The organism is Acidisphaera sp. L21, from assembly GCF_009765685.1.
Lineage (GTDB): Bacteria > Pseudomonadota > Alphaproteobacteria > Acetobacterales > Acetobacteraceae > LMUY01.
In genome coordinates this window covers 93325-113424 of sequence record NZ_LMUY01000114.1, presented here as the reverse complement: position 1 = coordinate 113424, position 20100 = coordinate 93325, and the positions used below count along the sequence as shown (strand labels likewise).

Here is a 20100-nt window from a genome sequence, read left to right as displayed (position 1 = left end):
GACCACTCTATGTCACACCTGAACGGCCAGACGCGGGTCGAGGCTGCCAATGTCGCGATCATCGGAGCCGCTTGCCGTTTACCTGGTGCGCATGACGAAGCCGCGTTCTGGAAGCTTCTGAATGAGGGGCGATGTGCCGTTGGGTCGCTTCCCGAGGGTCGCTGGCGGCCCGAACGATATCTTCATCCCCGCCGTTCCGAGCCAGGGTTCAGCTACTCGTTCGCCGGTGGCTACCTGGCGGACCCGTATGGGTTCGATCCCGCCGTGTTCGGCATCTCCCCGCGCGAGGCAGCGGAGATGGATCCGCAGCAACGACTGCTGCTTGAAATCGTGTGGGCCGCGCTGGAGGATGCCGGGATCCCGCCAAGTGCCCTAGCAGGTGCGAATGTCGGCGTATACGTGGGCGCCTCCAGCCTGGATTACGGCAATCTGCACACTGCCGATGCGGCGGCGATCGAAAGCCACTTCATGACAGGGAATACGCTATCCATCCTGTCGAACCGCATCTCCTACATCTATGATCTACGCGGCCCCAGCTTTACCGTCGACACGGCCTGCTCTTCCTCGCTGGTGGCGTTTGCCGAGGCGCAGGCGGCCATCGCTTCCGGCCGGATCGACATGGCGATTGTCGCCGGCGTCAACTTGCTGCTGTCCCCCACCTCGTTCATCGGGTTCTCCCGTGCCTCCATGCTGTCACCGACCGGGCTCTGCCGCCCGTTCTCCGCCGACGCGGACGGCTACGTGCGGGGGGAGGGCGTGGTGGCCATGCTTCTGGCACGGCCCGAGATTGCCGCACAGCGGGGCTACACCATTCGCGCCATGGCGGTGGCATCCGGGGTCAACTCCGACGGCCGCACCAACGGCATTTCCCTTCCCGCGATCGAGGGCCAGCGCGGTCTGCTGGACCAGCTTTACGGGCAGGATGGGATCGACCCAAACCGGCTGGCTTTCGTCGAGGCGCATGGCACCGGTACCCGCGTCGGCGACCCGGCGGAGGCCACCGCCATCGGTCAGGCACTGGGCCAACGCCGCAACACCCCGCTGCCTATCGGATCGGTAAAGTCCAATATTGGCCATTTGGAGCCGGCCTCCGGACTGGCTGGCTTGTTCAAGGCGGTCCTGGCGCTTGAGCATCGCGTTCTGCCGGCCTCGCTGCATCTCGGTTCGGTCAACCCGGCGATCGACTTCGCCGATCTGAACCTGAGCCTCGCGACCGAGGCCGTGGCGCTGCCGCCCACCGGCACCTGGCTGGCCGGCATCTCCTCGTTCGGATTCGGCGGCACCAACGCCCATGTCGTGATCCGCCAGCCAATGCCGTCCGAACTGCCGCAGCCGCGGGAGAACGGCCGGACGGGACGCACGCCCGAGTTGTTCATGGTATCCGCGCATTCGAAGGCAGCATTGGGCGAGACGGCGCGCGCCTATGCGGGGTTGATGGAGGCCGGTCGCGATGCTGGCCAACTCGCATCCGCCGTGGCATGGCAGCGCGACTTGGCCGGGCATCGTCTCGCCTTGCCGCTGGGGGATACCTCCGCCATCGCCGCATCCCTGCGCGGATTTGCGGAAACGGGCAGCCTCGCCGGCGGCGTGGTGGGCCTGGCGCCCTCCGCCGCTCCAAAACTGTGCTTCGTCTATTCTGGCAACGGGTCGCAATGGGCCGGGATGGGCCGGATCGCCTTCCAGCGGAACGAAGCGTTCCGTCGCCACATCCAAGCCGTCGACGCGCTGTTTGGCCAACTCGCGGATTGGTCGCTGGTCGAGGCGCTGCAGGACCCTGGCCTGGCCGACCTGCTGAAGCAAACCCGGATCGCGCAGCCCCTGCTGTTCGCGGTCCAATCGGCGCTAACGGCGAGCCTGGCGGAACGCGGACTGCGGCCGAGCATGGTGCTGGGCCATAGCGTTGGCGAAGTCGCCGCGGCGGAGGCGTCGGGTGCGCTGAGCCTGGCGGAGGCGGTGCGGGTCATCTTCCATCGCAGCGAGCAGCAGGAGACGGCGCACGGGCTCGGCGGCATGGCAGCCGCCAACCTTTCGCACGACGCCGCGGCGGCGTTCATTCTCGACAACGGCCTGGCCGGGTTGGAAGTCGCAGCGATCAACAGCCCCGGTGCGGTGACGATCTCCGGCCCCACGGACGCCATTCACGCCTTCTCACGGGTGGCGCGCCAACAACGGATCGCAGTTCGCGTGCTTGATCTGGCCTATCCGTTCCACTCCGAGTTGCTGGAAACCCTGCGTCAACCGTTGCTGGACTCGCTGGACAAAGTCGCGGTCCAGCCAAGTGAAATTCCTTTCGTCTCCACCGTCACTGGCGGCCCGATCGCTGGTGATGCGCTGGATAGTCTTTACTGGTGGCGCAATGTGCGCGAACCCGTGCGCTTCCGCGACGTCATCGAGGTCGCGGCGCGCCAGGGAGCGACCGTGTTCATCGAAATCGGTCCGCGACCGATCCTGAACAGCAACATCGCCGACACGCTGCGCGAGGCGGGGCTCGATGGACTGGTCATTCCCAGCCTCTCGGAAAAAGACATACCGGGCGATCCGCTGCCGATGATCGCGGCGCGGGCAGCCGTTCTGGGATGCCGGCTGAACGTCGACCGCGTCTTCGGCAGCCGCCCGGCGAGCCGCGTCGAACTACCGCCCTACCCATGGCAACGCAAATCCTTCCTGCAGCCACAGACGAGCGAGGCGTTGGATCTGTTCGGCAGCGCCCCGCGCCATCCGCTGATCGGGGCGCGGCTGCAATCGGGTACTCCGGAATGGCGCAACCTCATAGATGCGACCGTCGTGCCGTATTTGGCCGACCACCGCATCGATGACGAGATCGTGGTGCCCGGCACGGCCTTCGCCGAGATGGCGTTGGCCGTCGCGCGAGAAACATATCCGCATGGCCCGATCGGGCTGGAAGATTTCGACCTATTGCAGTGGTTGCCGCTGCAGCCGGAGTCGATGCGGGAAATCTCCGTGCGCCTGAACGGCGACACCCAGGTTGTGGAGGTGTGGAGCCGCCCACGCCTGGCTGCCAATGAATGGACCCTGCACGCGCGGGGGCGTATCACGCAGATCGCCTCGCCAGTGCCAGCCTTCATACCCAAGGCCAGCTTGTCGAAGGCGTTGACCGCCGAACAGGTCTACGACAGTGCCGCCAGAATAGGCTTAAACTACGGCCCGCTATTTCGCCGGGTCGTGTCTGCCCAGCGGGGCGAAATGCTGCTGGAGGTTGAGCTTTCGCCGTTCGAGGAAGCCGCCGGACTGTCGGGCCGTCGGCAGATCCTGCATCCGATCGCACTGGACGCCGCGTTTCACGCCCTGTTCGAGAACATGAAGCAGCGGGACAAGGAACGCTACGCCTTCTTGCCGGTGCGGTTTGCCAGTTTGCGGGTCGATCAGGATCATGCCGTACCAGCCCGCGCCCGCGTCGTCGTCGATCGTGAGACCTCCCAGTCGATCTCGCTATCGGTCACGTTGTACGATGCGGCTGGCGGTTTCATCGCCGGATTGTCGGGCGGTCTGTTCCGGGCGGTCGTGCTCGACCGACGCAACGAGACGAACGTGTTTTTCCACCAATCCCAGATACGGCTGTCGCGCACCGACATGGGGGAGGGCGCCCGCGCCGTGGCGATGGCGAGCCTCGACCAGGCGGCCGCCGCAACCCAACCGGAATCCTGGCTCATTCTCGAGGCGTTTGCACGCTCGTTGGCGTTTCGCTGCCTGCACACCCTGTTCGGCACGGCGCCAGCCCGCCCGGCCGACCTGGCCGCTGGTGGCGCGGTGGCGGGCACATCCCTGCCGTTGCTCACTGCGCTCCTTCAGCAATTACAGCGGGCCGGGTTGGCAGCGCAGACCGACGCTGGCTGGGTGCTCGAGGCCGAGAGCGGCCTGCCCGAACCCGGGGATATCCTGCAGACCTTTACCGCGGAATACGCCAGCGCCACGCCGGAGATCGTCCTGGCTGCCCAGGCTTTGTCCGGATTGGATCGGGCACTCACCACCGGGCAGGGCGTGCAAATCCGTCTGGCAATCCAGGAGCAATTCGAGAGCGGTTCGATCCTGTTCGCGCCCGTCCTGCGGGCGGCGGTTGCCCTGTGCGAGGCGCTGCGGAACCGTATCGCGCCGGAACCCTTGCGGGTGTTGGTGGCGGAACCGTATTGCTTCGGCATCCTGCAGAGCCTCGCGCCGCTGCTGCGGCAGGGCTGGGTTACCATCACGGTCCTCGGCGTCGACGCCAAGCGCCTGGACCACAGCGCCGCCCGCTATGGCGTCACGGATGGGGTCGAGTTCCGCGCCGTCGATGCCGATGCCGACTCCGATACCGCCCGCGGCCCGGCGTTCGATTTGGGCTTAGGCATGGCCTTCGGCCCGCTCTTTGATGGCAACCCTGCGCTCGGCCGGGCAATCGGGCGCCGCCTCGCGCCGAACGGCGTGCTGTGTATTCTGCAACCACCGGATAATCCTATTTTCGACCTGCTACTTGGCACGCAGGGGGAATGGTTCGCCCACTCGTTCGGCCCGGATAATCCCATCGGCCGCGTGACGGCGGCACAAGATTGCAGCCGCCTGGTCGTGGCGTCGGGCTTCGGCGCGATTCACAGCCAGGATTTGGATGACCGATTGGGCAGCATCCTGCTCGCGACGCCCGACGCGCCGCTTGCCGCCCAGGCATCAGCCGCCGCACCGGTGCTGTTGCTGCAGGATATGCCGGGTCTTATGCAGATCCTACGCGCGGACGGCCGTGTCGTGGAGCATCCGGCAGACCTCGCGCTGGCATGGCCCGGCATGGTTGCCTCACTGGCGGATGGCGAGCGGGTCGACATCGTCTACTCGGCGTCCTGCATCGACACCGATATCGCGATCGCGGATCTAGCGATGATCCTGCAGGTGGTCCAGGCGGGGCGATGCCGCCTGTGGATCGTCGTGCGGGGATTGCAGGCAGACATGATCGATCCCGTCGCCGAGGCGGTCTGGTGTGTCGGCCGGGTCGCGATGAACGAGTACGCGTCGGTCGAATTCAAACTCGTCGACACCGCGCCAGGGTTGGAGCCGCAATTGGCCGAACGGCGCCTTGCGGACCTGATGGCATCACCCAGCGCAGAGGCGGAGTTGCTGATCGATGCCGCCGGCGTTGCAGCGACGCGCATGGTCGCTGGCCTGCCTCGCCCCGGCCAACCCGCCACGGTTCCGGCCGTTTGCCTAAAGCTGACGTCAAAGGGTGCGACAGCCAATTTCGATTGGGTCGAAACCGCTCGCCGGGCGCCCGGTCCGACCGAAATCGAGATTGAGATCGCCGCATCGGGGCTCAATTTCCGCGATGTGATGCTCTCGAACGGCTTGCTTGACGACGACGTATTGGATGACGGACTGGCCGGTGCCGTGTTCGGCTTCGAATGCGCCGGACGAGTGCTGCGGGTCGGAACCGATATCACCCACCTGCAGCCCGGCGATGCCGTGATGGGCTTCGGCCGGGAAAGCTTCGCCAGCCATAGCACCGCCGATGCGCGGGTGTTCACCGCCATTCCCGACGGCATTTCGATCGAAGAAGCGGCGACCATTCCCGTCGCATTCCTCACCGCCTGGTACTCGCTGGTGCATATGGCGCAGATCCAGCCCGGCGAATGGGTGCTGATCCATGGCGCAGCAGGCGGCGTCGGCCTGGCCGCGATCCAGATCGCCCGGATGCGCGGCGCCCGCATCGCCGCCACGGTCGGTTCCCCGGACAAGCGGGCGCTGGTGCAATCAATGGGGGCGGAGCGTATCTACAACTCCCGCAGCACGGCCTTCCTCGACGAGATCCGGGCGGAGATTGGCGGCGTCGACGTCGTGCTGAACTCCCTGGCCGGCGATGCGATGCATGCCAGCATCAAGTGCCTCAAGCCGTTTGGGCGGTTCGTGGAGTTGGGCAAGCGGGACTACGTCCTGAACACGGCGATGGGTCTGCGCCCATTCCGGCGCAACCTCAGCTATTTCGGCGTCGACCTCGACCAGTTGCTGGCGGCGAACTTGCCACTGGCCAATCGGATGATGGGTGAACTGGTGCAGCACTTCAGCACCGGCGCGTTCTTCTCCTTGCCGCACCGTGTGTTCGAATGGTACCAGGTCAAAACCGCGTTCCAGGTGATGCAATCGGCCGCCCATATCGGCAAGCTGATCGTCAGGCCGGCAGCACACCCGGTTGCCACGGCCATTGCCCCGAAATCCTTCCACCCCCAGCCGGGGGCCCACTTGATAGTCGGCGGCGCTGGCGGTTTCGGGTTCGAGGCAGCGTCCTGGCTGGCCGAACGTGGCGCCGCCACCATCGTCATCGCCTCCCGCCGTGGGGTGATCGAACCGCATCTGGAGGCGCGCGCCGCTGCGATCCGTGCCACCGGCGCCGTGCTGCTGGTCGAGACGCTGGACGTCACGGATGCCGCCGCCGTCCTGGCGTTGACCAACCGCCTGGTCCGCGATCATGGCCGGTTGGCCGGGGTCATCCACACGGCGATGGTGCTCGATGACGGCTTGATCGCCGGGTTGCAGCCGGGGCGGACGCGGGCGGTGTTGGCGCCGAAGATCGACGGTGCGGCCAACCTGGACGCCGCCACACGCAGCCTGCCGCTCGACTACTTCGTGGCCTTCTCATCCGCCACGACCATGGTCGGCAACCCAGGCCAGGCGGCCTATGTCGCTGCCAACGGCTATCTGCAGGGGCTGATGCGCCGCCGCCGGGTGGCGGGTTTACCCGGGCTTGCCGTGGGATGGGGCGCCATCGCGGATGTGGGCGTCCTGGCGCGGGATCTGGACGTCGCGGCCAAGCTGGAGCGAATGAGCGGCATCGTCGCCATGCAGTCCCGACAGGCCCTTTCCTACCTGGACGGCTTGCTGTCACAACCCGACGCCATGCCGTCGACGGTATATTGCGCCATGTTCCGGCCAGGTGCGGCGCTTCAGGGGCTCAGCCTGCTGAAAACGCCGGCCTTCGCCGATCTCTTCGCCAGTGCGGCAGGGCTGAACGGCCCAGCCGATATCGACCTCGCGACGCAGATCGCCGGCAAAAGCGACGGGGAGGCACGGGCCTTCGTGGCCGCCCTGGTGGCGTCCGAAGTAGCGCGCATTTTCCGGCTGCCGACCGAAGAGATCGAAATCGCGCGGCCGCTCGACGAATTGGGAATGGATTCCATGATGAGCCTGGATCTGCGTATGGGCATCGAAAAGCGCGTCGGCGTGGAGTTGCCGGTGGTCGCCATCAGCGCCGGCGTCAGCGTGAACGACCTGGCGACCCGCCTGGTCGCGGCCGTTCGATCGGAGTCGCGTGACCTACCCGGCGAGGACACCGGGGCACGACTGGCGCAACGCCACGGATCGGGTGCGGACGGCCTGAGCGACCTGATCGCGCTGACCGACGCAATGCGGGAGCCCGGCGCGGTGCTGGCGCTGCTATGACAACCGAACTGTCCGGCGGCCGGCTGACGCGCGGCCTCAAGGCCGCGTTGCTGGATACGATGCGCAAGGCGCCGGCCAGCGAGAAGCCGGTGCACGAGGCCGGATCCAGGCAAACCACCCGGCGTGACATGTCGTTCGAGAGCCTGCCGGGTTATCAGTTCCTGCAGACGCAGCGCGCCCTGGGCGATGCGCTGGGTGTCAAATCCCCATTCTATCGCCAACACGATGCGCAGGCCGGCGCGCGCAGTGTCATCGATGGCAAGCCCGTGGTGAACTTCGCGTCCTACGACTATCTGGGCCTCAACGGCCATCCAGAGATCGCCAGCGCCGTTACCGCGGGCGTCGCCGCCTGGGGCACCAGCGTATCCGCCAGCCGGATTACCGCCGGGGAGCGAGGGTTTCACCGCGAATTGGAAAGCGCGCTCGCCGGGATCTATCAGGCGGAGGCATCGTTGGTGTTCGTCAGTGGCCATGCCACTGCGGTATCGACCATCGCCGCGCTCCTGGGCCCCAAGGACCTCATCCTGCATGACGTGCTGATCCATAATTGCGTCGTGATCGGCGCTCAATTATGCGGCGCGACCCGGCGGTCATTCCCGCACAACGACATGGCCGCCCTGGCTGATATCCTCGCCGCCACCCGCGACCGGTTCGATCGTGTGTTGATCGTGTCGGAGGGGCTGTACTCCATGGATGGCGACGGTCCGGATCTGCCCCGCCTGGTCGAGATCAAGGAGCGGCACGATTGCTGGCTGATGGTCGATGACGCCCATGCGCTGGGGATCCTCGGCAAAACCGGCAAGGGAATTTTCGAGATGGCCGACGTCGATCCGAAGCGGGTCGATATCTGGCTGGGCACCCTGTCCAAGAGCTTGGTGAGTTGCGGCGGCTACGTCGCCGGCAGCCGCGCCCTCGTCGACTATCTGAAGCTGACCGCACCCGGCATGGTCTACAGCGTCGGTCTGCCCGCACCGTCGACGATCGCCGCGCTGACGGCCATCCGGCTGATGCAGCGGGAGCCGCAGCGGGTGGAGCGCTTGCAGGCGAACGGCCAGCGCTTCCTGCGCAAGGCGAGGGAGGCCCGGCTGGATGTCGGATCCAGCTGGGGCTACGCCGTGATTCCGGTCATTCTCGGTGACTCGCTGCGCACCATCATGCTGGCCGACCGGCTGTTGAAGCGCGGCTACAACGCTTTCCCCATCATCCCGCCAGGTGTGCCGGAGCAATCGGCCCGGCTGCGATTCTTCATCTCCGCCGACCACACCGACGAGGATATCGACGGCGCCGTCGATGCCACGCGTGAGGAGTTGTCGCAGTTGGAGCGCGAGGGCAATTCGCTAGGCACAATGGCCAAGCTGATGCTGGCAAAGATCAAAGCCTAGTTGGTGGGCAAGCATCAGTTTGCGTCCATCGCCATAACCGGCGCCTCCAGCGGCATCGGCGCGGCGCTTGCGCGATGTTACGCCGCACCCGGCGTCATGCTGGGCCTGTGGGGACGCGATCCCGCACGGCTTGCCGCCGTGGCCGACCGGGCGCGGAACGCCGGGGCGGTGGTGCAGGCGCAATCGGTCGACCTGCGGGATCGGGACGCGCTGACGGCGAGCCTCACCGAGTTCGACGCCCGGACTCCGATTGACCTCTTGATTGCCAACGCCGGCGTGCTCGACGGCCGCCGCGCCGACGGGTCGATCGAAGACGCCGATGCAGCACGGCGGGTGATCGAGATCAATCTTCTGGGCGCGCTGGACACCCTGCATGCCGTCCTGGCGCCCATGCGCCAGCGAAACCGCGGGCAGATCGCCCTGGTCAGCTCACTGGCCGCCTTGTCGCCGGTGTCAGACGCGCCGGCCTACAGCGCCAGCAAGGCCGGTCTGCTGGCCTACGGGCTGGCCTTGCGGGCCGCATTGGTCGACACGAAACTCGGCGTCTCCGTGATATGCCCCGGCTACGTAACCAGCGCGATGACCGACAGCCATATCGGCAAGCAGCCCGGCAAGATCAGCGCCGAGGCGGCCGCACGGCTGATTGCAGCCGGGATCGCGCAAAACCGGGCCGTGATCGGCTTTCCCCGATCATTGTTCTGGCTCGCGAAAATCAGCCCGTTCATCCCGGAGGCCATCAACCGATTGGCCACCAGCGGCATTCGTTTCCACGTTCGGCCGCCGACGTAGAAGGCTCCGTCGCAACCGTCTGACCGAAGCCGGGCAGGGCAGCGGGGGATAGCGTGTCAATTGGTCGGCTGCACGCTCTGGGGGGTGGCTCGACCAACCAGCCACCGCTCCATGGACACGGTGGCAAATTCCGGCCAGTCTCACGTGCTACCCGCCGCCACGGCGCAACAATAACCCCGCCAAATAGCGAGGACGTCCATGCCAACCATCCCGCGTCGCACCCTATTACGCGCCACCCTGGCCTCTACAGCCGCCTTTGCCGCCGGCGTCCGCGCGCAGCCGAGCAGTGCCATTCGCGGCCAACAAGGCAAGACCGCCACTCTCAAGGTCGGCTCCTCCCAGGCGACGCATGAGGAAAATGCGCACGGCGTGTTCTTCGACAAGTTCGTCACCGAGCTTGCTGCCAAAACCGGCGGCGAGATCGGGGCCGTGTTCTACGGTGACAGTCAGCTTGGCCCGGAAGACAAGTATACGACCCAGATCAACTTCGGCACGCTCGACATGATGCTCACCGGGTCGGACTGGACGCCCATCGTCCCCGAGCTCGGTGTCATGACGCTGGGTTTCCTGTTCAGCTCGATGGAACAACAGGGCGCCGTCATGGATGGCAGCGCCGGTCGTCAGCTCGAAGATATCTTCAAGCACAAGACGAAGGCCGAGATTCTCGGCTGGGGCTTCAACTTCGGCGGCCGCAACGTCCTGTCCAAGAAGGTCGTCGCCACCCCGGCCGACCTCAAAGGCCTCAAACTGCGCGTGCTGCCGTCCCCGACCTTCGTGCAGACCTTCCGCCTGCTCGGCGCCGCACCCGTGCCGATGAGCTTTGGCGAGATCTACACCTCCTTACAGACCGGCGTAGTGGATGGGCTGGAGCACGATCCGCCGACCATCCTGCAATTCAAATTCTTCGAAGTCGCCAAGAACCTCGCCCTTACCGAGCACATCTACGACCCGGTCACCCCCATCGTCTCCACGCTTGCGCTCGGCCGGCTGAGCGCCACGCAGCAGCAGGCCGTGCGGGACGCCGCCGCCACCGCCATCAAGGGCCAGCGCGGCAGGGCCACCAGCGCCGCGGCCGCCGCACTGGAGACGCTGAAGCAGAGCGGTGTGCAGGTCCACACGATCGACCGCGCCGCGCTCGCGGCCGCGGTCAAGCCGCTATGGACCAGCTTCACCGACCAGCACCCGGACACCAAGCCCGTCGTCGAGGCGATCCTGAAGGCCTAGCACCTTGCGCTCTCTCCTGGCCGCCGCCGAGCGCCTGTTGGCGATCGTCGTCGGTGCCGCTTGCGCGCTGATCCTGCTGGGCGGCGTCTGCGTCGTCTTCGCCGGCGTGGTCTGGCGATACGCGCTGGGCGATCCGCTGGAATGGAGCGACGAGGTGGCGCTGGCCGTCCTCATCGCCACCACCTTCCTGGGCGCTGCGCTGACGCTTCAGCGTAGCGAGCACCTCGGCATCCGCGTTCTGCGCACCCGGCTGGGCCCGCGTTGGGGGCCGCGGGCGGACGGGTTCGCCGCCTGGGTCGTGTTTGCCGTCTCGGCCTGCCTCGCCTGGGCCGCGATCCCGCTACTGGACAGCGTCGCCGGGCAAACCACGGTGAGCGGCCTGCTGCCGGCGAGCATCGATTACTGGCCGGTGCTGCTAGGCGCCGCCGCTATGACGGTATTCGCCCTATTCCACCTTACCCGCGTACCGCCCGGCGCGGTCCTGCTCTCGGGTGCGGCCGTCGGAGGGACGGCCGTGCTCGCCATGCTGTGGGGTGAGTTCACGCCGGCTGCACCCGGCGCGGGCCTATGGGCGATGCTGGTGGTCGACGCCGCCTGCCTTGCCGCAGCGGTGCCCGTGGCCTTTGCACTGGCCGCGGGCAGCCTGATCTATATTGCCATCACCGGCGTGCTGCCCGTCGTGCAGTTCTCGCAGCAGATGCAGGCTGGCGTCGGCAACTTCGTGCTGCTGTCCATCCCATTCTTCGTGCTCGCCGGGCTGGTGATGAGCGTGAACGGGATGTCCGTGCGGCTGGTTGCGTTCCTGGACCTGCTGTGCGGTCGGGTCCGCGGTGGCCTCAGCGTGGTGATGGTCGTTGCGATGGCGGTGTTCTCCGGCATCTCCGGTTCCAAGAGTGCCGATGTGGCCGCCATTGGTTCCATCATGCTGCCCGCCATGCGCCGCACCGGTTATGACGAGCGGGACGGCGTGGCTTTGCTTGCTGCCTCCGCCGTGATGGGCGAAACGATTCCGCCCTGCATCAACATGATCATCTTGGGCTACGTCGCGAATGTTTCGATCGGCGGCCTTTTTATTGCCGGGCTGCTGCCGGCGGCGGTCATGGCAGCCGTGCTGATCCTGGTGGCCGTGCTCACGACGCGACGTGCGCCCCGCCCCGCCGCCCCGCGCCGCAGCGCCGCAGACGTGATGCGTATCTCCGCTGGCGCGTTGACGGCCTTCCTGCTCGTCCTCATCATCGTGGGCGGGATCGTGGGCGGCATTGCCACGCCGACCGAGGTCTCCTCCGTCGCCGTGCTGTACGCGCTCGTGGTGGGTGGCTTGGCCTTTCGCGAGATGAGCCTACGCTCATTCACCGACTTCCTGGTCCGTTCGGCCTCGCTCTCGGGCATGATCCTGTTCATTATCGCGTCCGCGGAAATGCTGAGCTATCTGCTGACGGTCAACCTCATTCCGCAGAACATGGCGGCAGCGCTGGCCGGGGTCGGCGCCAGCGCCGGGCCGTGGCTGTTCATGCTCATTGCGATCGTCATGCTCATTGTCATGGGCTCCGTTCTGGAGGGCGCGCCGGCGCTGATCCTGTTCGGCCCGCTGCTGTTCCCGGCCGCGCAGAAACTCGGCATCCATCCGTTGCATTTCGGTATCGTGCTCATCATCGCGATGGGAATTGGTTTGTTCGCCCCACCGCTGGGCGTCGGGCTGTATACCGCCTGCGCCGTCGGCCGCGTCTCGATGGAGAGCGTCACCCGGCCCATCCTCAAATACCTGGCGGTCCTCGCGGTCGCGCTATTGCTGATCGCCTTCATCCCCGCCATCACCCTGGCCTTGCCACGCTGGCTCGGCGTGTCGTAGCCGCGGCTGCCGGGAAGCTTCTAGGTTTATGCCGCTCTGTTGCTCCTGCTTTGGCGTCTATCCAAAGCAGGAGCAAAGGCTGGGTCAGACGGCCTTGAAGTTGGCCGCGGTCAGGTCCGTGGGCGAAATACCGGCGATCTGCAGCGTTGTGCCGCCACCAAAGTCGATTTCGACCCCGGTCGCGATCGTCGTGGCATGCGACAGGGCATCCTGCGCAGTATTGATGCCGCCGCCCGCCTTGAAGACGATCTGGTCGCTCGATTGGAAGCCTTGAATGCCGACGATGGAGTTGTCGCCGAGGTTGAACACGGTGGAACCAGCGCCATCGGTGATGATGGCGTATGCGTTGGACAGGTTGACCGTGTTCCCCCAGCCAGCCAGGTTGATCCCGGCGCTGCCGCCAGAAAGCGATACAGTGTCCGTGCCAGCGCCAGCGTTGACCACGTCATACGGTCCAGCGACGTTCAATCCCGATCCGTTCAGGTTGAACTGGTTGCCATACCCCTCCGCCGTCAACGTCGATCCACCAACCGTGGTGGTGTTGATGACCGCTGTGGCGCCCGCGTGAACGTCGTAGGCACCGGCGCCCACGTTGACCACGTTGTTGTAGCCCGACGCGTAGACGCTGCCGCTACCGCCAGCAACGGACACCACCGCCGACCCGTCGCCAGCATAGATGCTGCCCGCGCCGCCGGTTTCCGTAATGGTGTTGAGGTAGCCGCCCGTTGCGATGAGATACCCGTCGCTGACGTTCGCGTATACGTTCGCACCACCAGTGCCTGTTTGAATGGAAGCATCCGCAGTAATGGGCGCACTAACAGTATTCCCATAGCCGCCAAGCACGATGTTGAGCGTGTTGTTCAAGCCGATATTGACCGTGCTGAAGCCATCACCGCCATAAACGTCCACAGCGGATCCAGTAGCGCCCACGTTATTGTCATAGCCGTGAATAGCGACACCAACGGGGCCGTTGTCGTCATAGGCGTAGATGGATGCAAACCCGTAGGGATTACCCTCGAATTGTTTAGCCGGCATGTTAGCTCCCCAATTATCCATATAAGGATAAGTCGTATATGGCTCAGAACGTTACGCCGTTAACGTGTGGGAAACCATACGTAAGATTACGGCAATTGTGCGTCACACGTGATCAGGCGGCCTGGCCATGACGGGTGAGATCCTCGCCCAATGCTCAGCGCCCAGTGCTCAGCGCCCAATGCTCAGCGCCCGGCACTAAGACGGCACTGAACGGAAATCAGCCTTATGCGCGCCTCGGCGCAGCCCGAGCCGCGCGATGAGGAGGAAGATCACTGGCGTCGAATACAACGTCAGGATCTGCGACGCGACCAGGCCCCCCACCATGGCGATGCCCAGCGGCTGCCGTAACTCATGCCCCGGGCCAGTGCCAATCGCGAGCGGTATTGCGCTCAGGATCGCCACGAGCGTCGTCATGATGATGGGCCGCGCGCGTTGCAGCGCCGCCTGGCGCACCGCATCGCGTGGCGACAGGGCGCGGGCGCGTTGTAATTCCAGCGCGAAATCCACCATCATGATCGCGTTCTTCATGACCATCCCCACGAGCAGGATGCAGGCGATGGACGTGATCAGGGTGAATTGAAACCCGGTGATCCGCAGCGCAAGCATCGCCCCGAACAACGCCGATGGCAGAGTGGATAAGATGGTGAAAGGATGCGCAAAGCTTTCGTACAAAATACCGAGCACGATGTAGACGGCGATCACAGCGCCCACGAATTGCGCCAATTGCGTGCCGCCGGACTTGCTGGCCTCCAGCGCTTCACCCTTGAACCCGGCCTGAACCTCGTCCGGCAGATGCAACTCCCGCTCGGCAGTGCGGATCGCCGTGATGGCGTCGCCGATCGAGATACCGGGCTTGGTATCGAACGAGATCGTGGCGGACGGGAACTGATCTGCATGCACCACCCACATCGCCGCATGGCTGCGGAATGGCCGGGTGACGGCGGCGAGGGGAACCTGCGCCCCACCGGCACCAGGCACATAGATATTGGCGAAAGCCGCCGGGTCGGACCCTGCCGCCGGGTCGACCTCCAATATGACGCGGGAGTAGTTGGACGGCAGGTACATCGTGCGGATTTGCCGCTGGCCGAACGCATCGTACAATGTGCTGTCTATTGCCATAGGCGTCACGCCCATGGCCGCAGCGCGCGTGCGGTTGATGGCAAGCCCGGCCTCCAGCCCCGTCGTCTCGACATTGGAAATGATATCGGTGATTTCCGGCATGCGGTACATGCGCCGGCGCATCGCCGTCTCCCAGCGCAACAGCTCATCCGGGTTTGCCGCCGTCAGCGTGTACTGGTAACGCGCGGACGAACTTTGCGCCCCGAGATTCAGATCTTGCAGGGGGATGAAGAACGTTCGCACGCCCGTCACCTTCGCCAACTCGGTCCGCAGCCGCGCAACCACCTGCTCGATCGGTTCCCGCCGTTTATCGAGCGGCTTGAGAGCCACGTAGAGATTGCCGCTGCTGAGCGTTGTGCCGTTATCGGCGCCGATATAGGAGGTGAGCCCGCTGACCGCCCGGTCGGCCAGGATGGCCTGCGCGACGCTGCGCTGAAGTTGCTCCATCGCGCCGAACGATACGTTGGCAATGGTGACGGTGCGCACGCGCAGTATGCCGGTATCCTCCGTCGGCATGAAGCCCTTCGGGAGTGCCACGTATAATCCGCCCGTGGCCGCGATCGTCAGCATCACCGCCAGCACGATCGCCAGCGGATGTCGCAGCGACCAGTCCAGGCTGCGTGTATAGGCGACCAGTGCCAGCGACCGGCGCTCGGCATGTGGCCGGGCATGGGCCAACAAGCGGCTGCACAGCATCGGCGTCAGGGTCAGCGACACCAGGGCGGAAAACACGATGGTGACAGCCAGGGTCACGCCGAATTCGCGCATATAGCGCCCCACCACATCGGGCATGAACAGCACCGGGGTAAGCGCGGCTACCAAGGCGGCCGAGATCGCGACGATGGTGAAACCCATCTGACGGGCGCTGCCCAAGGCGGCCGCGGCTGCATTCTGGCCCGCATCCATCCGGCTGATGACGTTTTCCACCACGATCACCGCATCGTCCACGACGAAGCCGATCGCGACCGCCATCGCCATCAGGGACAGATTGTCCAGCGTATATCCCAACAGGCGCATCGTAACCGCCGTGGCGGCCAGGGCGACCGGAATGGCCAGCGCGGGAATCAACGTTGCCCATACCCGGCGCAGAAACAGCAGCACCACCAGCACCACCAACCCGATGGCGATTGCGATGGTCATCTGCACGTCGGCGATGGAGGCGCGGATCAGCGTCGTGCGATCATAGACCGGCACCATCCGGACGGACGGCGGCAGCCAGCGGGCAAGGCCGGGCAGCGCGGCCTTCACCGCATCCACCGTTTCCACCACGTTGGCGTCCGGCTGCTTGTACACCTGGATCACCACGGCCCGTCGATCATTATACCAGCCCGCAAGCTTGCTGTTGATGACGCTGTCGGTGACGGTGGCGATATCCCTCAGATGCACCGCTGCATTGTTGCGCCAGGCGACCACCAGATCGCGATAATCCTCGGCCTTCAGCAACTGGTCGTTCGCCTCCAGCGTCCATTGCTGGTCACCGTCCTCGACCACACCCTTCGGCAGATTGAGCGAGGCGTTCTGCACCGTCTGACGCACCTGTTCCAGCGACACGCCCAGATTGGCCATCTGCCGGGGGGAGGCACGGATGCGCACGGCGCCACGCTCGGCCCCGGCAATATTGACGCGAGCGACGCCGGGGAGTTGGGACAGTTTTTCGCCCACGACGCTATCCGCGGCCTCATACACCTCGGACGGGGTCAAAACGTCCGACATCATCGCCAGCACGATCACCGCCGCGCCGGACGGGTTCGCCTTCCAGTAGCCCGGCGGCAGAGGCAGATCCTTCGGTAAATTTGGCCCGGCAGCGTTGATCGCCGACTGCACGGCCGTCGCGGCGGCATCGACGTCCTTGTCCAGATCGAACTGGATGTCGATTTCGCAGCCCCCGGCGCCACTATAGGCGAACATCTCGACGATGCCCGGAATGGTCCCCAACTGGCGCTCCAACGGCTGGGCCAAAGACGTGGCGACGGTGTCGGCACTGGCGCCCGGTAGATATCCCCAGACACTGATCGTCGGGCGGTCGACATTGGGCAAGGCAGCGATCGGTAGATTGAAATAGGACAGGGCGCCCAGCAGCAGGATACCGATCGCGACCAGGAGTGTCGCAACCGGGCGCCGAATAAATGGTTTGGACAGCGTCATGCCACCGCCGCAGACCGGCGCCGGGTTAGCCGCCGTTGCAGCGCGTCGAACCCCAGATAGATGACGGGCGTGGTATACAGCGTCAGCACCTGGCTCAACAGCAGGCCCCCCACGATCGCCACCCCCAGGGGCCGCCGCAATTCCGACCCGGTGCCGGTCCCCAGCGCCAGTGGCAATGCGCCGAGCAGGGCGGCCATGGTAGTCATCATGATGGGGCGAAAGCGCAGCACGCAGGCCTCGCGAATGGCGGCGAGCGGCGTCATGCCATGCTCCCGCTCTGCCTCCAGGGCGAAATCCACCATCATGATCGCGTTTTTCTTCACGATGCCGATCAGCAGCACCAATCCGATGACGGAGATCAGGTCCAAATCCATCCCCGCCAGCATCAACGCGGCGAACGCGCCGACCCCGGCGGAGGGCAGGGTGGACAGGATGGTGATCGGGTGAATGAAGCTTTCGTACAGCACCCCCAGCACGATGTACACTGTGACGATCGCCGCCAGCACCAATCCTGTCTCGCTTGCCAAGGAAGACGCGAATTCCGCCGCGGCGCCGACCAGATTGGTCTGGACCGTATCCGGCAGACCGATCCGTCGTTCGGCCCGGTGCAGCGCCGCCACGCCCTGGCCGAGTGAGGCGCCTGCCGCCAGGTTGAACGAAATGGTGGTGGCCGGGAACAGCCCCTGATGCGTGATCGCCAGCGGCGCCAGGCGGCGCTGGACCCGAGCGAATGCGGAGAGCGGGATCGGAGGAGAGGATTGGCCAAACCCGGCGCCGATGCCGCTGGAAAGCTCGCTGCCGGTGGAGGCCTGCGAACTGCCCGAGGTGACGTAGATCTTGTTCAGCACCGCCGGGTCGTCGCGATAGCGCGGATCGACCTCCAGGATGACGTGATACTGCGTCAACGGAGAATAGACCGTCGCAATCTGGCGCTGGCCGAACGCGTCATACAGGGTCTGGTCGATGTCGTTCATCGTGACGCCCATGCGCGCGGCGGCCTGGCGATCCACGGTCAGGGTCATTCGCAAGCCGTCATCCTGCTGGTCGGTTGCGACATCGGCCAAGGCAGGTTCGGTGCGCAACGCCGCCTGCAGACGCCCGGCCCATAGCCGCAATTCCTCCGGGTCCAGATCCTGCAGTTGATACTGGTATTGCGTACGAGACACCCGGGTTTCGAGGGCAAAATCCTGCGCGGCCTGCAGGTGCAGGTCGATCCCGTCCACATGCGCCACTGCCTGGCGCAACCGCTCCATCACCACCCTGGCCGGGGGGCGGTGGTCGGGCGCGCCGATGTCGATATAGATACGCCCGCTGTTGAGCGTGGGGTTGGTGGTGCCCGCGCCGACGAAGCTTTCAACCGTCACCACCGCCGGGTCACGGCCGACGATATCGGCCACAAGCTGCTGCAGCCGGGACATCGCAGCGAACGAGGTATCTTGCGCGGCATCGGTGGTGCCGATGAGCAGCCCGGTGTCCTGGATCGGCAGGAACCCCTTGTTGACCACCGCTGCCAGCCACCCGGTGGCAGCCAGCGTCAGCACGAAGCCCAGCATGGTCAGCCGGCGATGCAACAGCACCCAGTCCAGCCCGCGGACATACCCGGCGCACAGGGTGTCGAACCCGGCCTCGCTCATGCGGAACAGGGCGTTGGGGCGGGCATTGGCGTCGTGCGGCTGCAGCAATTTGGCGCACATCATCGGCGTCAGCGTCAGCGACACCACGCCGGACACGACCACCGCCAAGGACAGGGTGATCGCAAACTCCCGAAACAACCGGCCAACGACACCGCCCATCAACAGCAGCGGGATGAACACCGCCACCAGAGAGACCGTCAGCGAGACCACGGTGAACCCGATCTGCCGCGCCCCCTTCAGCGCCGCCGGCAGTGGCGCCTCCCCAGCCTCGATATGGCGAACGATGTTCTCGATCATGACGATCGCGTCGTCCACGACGAAGCCCGACGCGACCGTCAGCGCCATCAGCGACAGATTATCCAGGCTGAACCCGCATAGCGCCATCGCCCCGAAGGTCGCGATCAGCGAGACGGGCAGGGTGACGCTGGGGATCACCGTCGCCCACAGCTTGCGAAGGAACAAGAAGATCACCAGCACCACGAGCGCGATGGTGATGATCATGGTGAATTGCACGTCCGCGATGGCGGCGCGGATCGTCACCGTGCGGTCGGTCGCCACCACCACCTTCAGCCCGGGCGGTAGCGACGCCCGCAGCTTCGGCAGCAGAGCGTTTACGGCATCGACCACGGCAATGGTATTCGCGCCGGGCTGGCGCTGGATATCCAGGATGACCGCCGGGCGCCCGTTGAACCACCCCGCGAGTTCGGAGTTCTCTGCCCCATCGACCGCCTGGCCGACGTCGCGTAGCAGGACCGGGGCGCCGTTGCGGTAGGCCACCACCACGTCGTTATAGGCGGCGCCCCCAAACAATTGGTCGTTCGCGCCGATCTGGAAGGCCTGCGCCGGGCCGTCCAGGCTCCCCTTCGGATTGTCGGTGGTGGCGGCTGCCGCAGCCTTGCGCACGTCCTCCATCGACAGGCCCAGCCCGGCGAGTTGCGCCGGGTTGGCCTGCAGGCGCACCGCCCTCGTCTGCCCACCCTCAACCGTCACCGCGCCGACGCCGGGCACCTGGGACAGTTTCTGCACGATCACGGTCTCGGCGAAATCATCCACCTCCTGCATCGGCAAGGTGTCGGAGGTGAGCGCCAGGATGATGACCGGGGTGTCGGCAGGGTTCACCTCGCGATAGGTCGGCGGCCCCGGCAACAGCGCGAGGGGGATCCAACCCTCCGCCCCATTGATCTGCGCCTGCACATCCTGCGCTGCGGCGTCGATCGGGCGGCTGAGGTTGAACTGCAGCGTGATCTGGCTGGTGCCGTAGCTGCTGATCGACCCCATGGAGGTGAGGCCCGAAATCTGGCCGAAATAATGCTCCAGCGGGGCGGTGATCGACGTCTCCACCACCTCGGGTGAGGCGCCGGGGAAGCTGGTGGTCACCTGCAGCGTCGGGAAGTCGACACTGGGCAGGGCAGCCACGGGCAGCACGCGGTAGCCGAGCGCACCCAGCAAGAGGATCGCAACGATCATCAGCGTCGTCGCGATCGGCCGCAGGATGAAGGGGGCGGACATA

Annotated in this window: 8 protein-coding genes; 5 read left to right on the top strand and 3 right to left on the bottom strand. The window is 65.6% G+C overall.

Going from position 1 to position 20100, the window contains the following annotated elements; genetic code table 11:
• The first annotated feature begins 9 nt into the window (after positions 1 to 9).
• From GSQ76_RS22395 to GSQ76_RS22375, 5 genes are all read left to right on the top strand, one after another.
• On the top strand, positions 10 to 7413 hold the full coding sequence (locus GSQ76_RS22395) for a type I polyketide synthase (protein ID WP_158746333.1): 7404 nt from the start codon (positions 10 to 12) through the stop codon (positions 7411 to 7413).
• Positions 7410 to 8795, top strand: a complete 1386-nt coding sequence (locus GSQ76_RS22390; protein ID WP_158746332.1) for an aminotransferase class I/II-fold pyridoxal phosphate-dependent enzyme — start codon at positions 7410 to 7412, stop codon at positions 8793 to 8795. The genes GSQ76_RS22395 and GSQ76_RS22390 overlap by 4 nt, the downstream gene beginning before the upstream one ends.
• 3 nt (positions 8796 to 8798) lie before the next feature.
• Complete coding sequence (locus GSQ76_RS22385) at positions 8799 to 9584, top strand: SDR family oxidoreductase (RefSeq protein ID WP_254070580.1); 786 nt, start codon at positions 8799 to 8801, stop codon at positions 9582 to 9584.
• A 198-nt stretch (positions 9585 to 9782) separates the two neighbouring features.
• Positions 9783 to 10808: a TRAP transporter substrate-binding protein gene (locus GSQ76_RS22380; RefSeq protein WP_158746331.1), complete on the top strand. Its 1026-nt coding sequence runs from the start codon at positions 9783 to 9785 to the stop codon at positions 10806 to 10808.
• Positions 10809 to 10812: 4 nt separating this feature from the next.
• Entirely contained in the window at positions 10813 to 12657 is a 1845-nt protein-coding gene (locus GSQ76_RS22375) for a TRAP transporter large permease subunit (protein ID WP_158746330.1), read from the top strand.
• Positions 12658 to 12741: 84 nt separating this feature from the next.
• Here the strand turns inward: GSQ76_RS22375 and GSQ76_RS22370 are convergent, their stop codons facing one another.
• The 3 genes from GSQ76_RS22370 to GSQ76_RS22360 all read right to left on the bottom strand — a co-directional run bounded on the left by GSQ76_RS22370 (position 12742) and on the right by GSQ76_RS22360 (position 20099).
• Complete coding sequence (locus GSQ76_RS22370) at positions 12742 to 13692, bottom strand: hypothetical protein (RefSeq protein ID WP_158746329.1); 951 nt, start codon at positions 13690 to 13692, stop codon at positions 12742 to 12744.
• Between the two features lie 195 nt (positions 13693 to 13887).
• A complete protein-coding gene (locus tag GSQ76_RS22365; protein ID WP_158746328.1) occupies positions 13888 to 16956 on the bottom strand; it encodes an efflux RND transporter permease subunit in 3069 nt (1022 codons plus the stop codon).
• Positions 16953 to 20099, bottom strand: coding sequence for an efflux RND transporter permease subunit (locus GSQ76_RS22360; RefSeq protein ID WP_158746327.1), 3147 nt, complete (start codon positions 20097 to 20099; stop codon positions 16953 to 16955). Before GSQ76_RS22360 ends, GSQ76_RS22365 begins: the two co-directional genes overlap by 4 nt.
• Position 20100: the final 1 nt, after the last annotated feature.

What these genes read in the sequence shown, in the direction of transcription:
- GSQ76_RS22395 (WP_158746333.1), top strand. Translation starts at nt 10, where the DNA reads ATGTCACACCTGAACGGCCAGACGCGGGTCGAGGCTGCCAATGTCGCG.
- GSQ76_RS22390 (WP_158746332.1), top strand. Translation starts at nt 7,410, where the DNA reads ATGACAACCGAACTGTCCGGCGGCCGGCTGACGCGCGGCCTCAAGGCC.
- GSQ76_RS22380 (WP_158746331.1), top strand. Translation starts at nt 9,783, where the DNA reads ATGCCAACCATCCCGCGTCGCACCCTATTACGCGCCACCCTGGCCTCT.
- GSQ76_RS22370 (WP_158746329.1), bottom strand. Translation starts at nt 13,692, where the DNA reads ATGCCGGCTAAACAATTCGAGGGTAATCCCTACGGGTTTGCATCCATC.
- GSQ76_RS22365 (WP_158746328.1), bottom strand. Translation starts at nt 16,956, where the DNA reads ATGACGCTGTCCAAACCATTTATTCGGCGCCCGGTTGCGACACTCCTG.
- GSQ76_RS22360 (WP_158746327.1), bottom strand. Translation starts at nt 20,099, where the DNA reads ATGTCCGCCCCCTTCATCCTGCGGCCGATCGCGACGACGCTGATGATC.